General features: G+C 54.0%; 1 protein-coding gene. It reads right to left on the bottom strand.

Features of this window, described 5'->3' with window-relative positions:
- Nucleotides 1–153: 153 nt before the first annotated feature.
- Nucleotides 154–909 (bottom strand): group II intron maturase-specific domain-containing protein (locus AWB67_RS38665; protein ID WP_200822443.1); only part of this gene is annotated, 756 nt, incomplete at its 5' end.

Below are 909 nucleotides of genomic sequence, written 5' to 3'. Positions count from 1 at the left end.
GTGCCACAGATGTGATCCCAGTACGAGAAGGCGTCGGCCGACAGCTTCGACGCACGCGACGGCATGATCGGATACGGGTGGTCGGGTAGGAACCGGGCATTGCTGCACTATTCCCCCCTAAGAACCGTACGTGCGAGTTTCCTCGCATACGGCTCAAGCCTCTGCAAAGCCCCTTTTTAAGGGAGCCGGCAGTCCGCTGTTACCGAGACTATGAGTTTGTCTATGGCAGTTGGGGTGCAAGAGTAAGAGGTTCGACAGTGAATCAGAACCGCCCAGAGCCCTCGGAACGATGTGATGGACGTGCCATCCCGTTTCGCGAGTCAGCGGCTCCTGACAGTTCGGACATACACCGTCTTGCCCGACCCAAAGATTCAGCAATCGAGTCCGACCTTGAAGCTTGTCCTTCATCGACCTAGTGAGACGATCTTCGAAGTATTGCTCCCAAGCCAGATCAAAAAGATTTGCTTCGCCCTTGATCTTCGCATGGCGCCGAATTGGCGTGTCGCTGGCTCGCACCAACTTCACAACCGACTCCTTGCCATTCTCACCCAGCACCTTCGTACCAAACACCCACGTACGCGAACCGTGACGAAGAAAGTACCGCTCCTTTGTCCAAGTTCCCGACTTGTTTGGGTGTCTTCGACGCGCCCATCGCCAAAGCAGCTTCCATATAACCATGTCGACCTTGTGGAAAATCTCCTTGGCAACCTGGTTGCAATGATAGTTCGCCCAGCCCCGAATTAAAGGGTTAAGGCTTCGTATCACCACTTCCTGTTTCGCGGTTCTGACCTTCCGCAGTACAGCTTTGACTTTGTCAAGGAACGCTTGCACGTTCTTCTTGGCTGGCATGATGAGCAGCCGCCCACCATATTTCCGAACATTCCAGCCTAGAAAATCAAAGCCTTCATC

This window comes from Caballeronia terrestris (assembly GCF_001544515.1).
GTDB lineage: Bacteria > Pseudomonadota > Gammaproteobacteria > Burkholderiales > Burkholderiaceae > Caballeronia > Caballeronia terrestris.
This window is presented reverse-complemented; position numbering and strand designations above follow the sequence as displayed.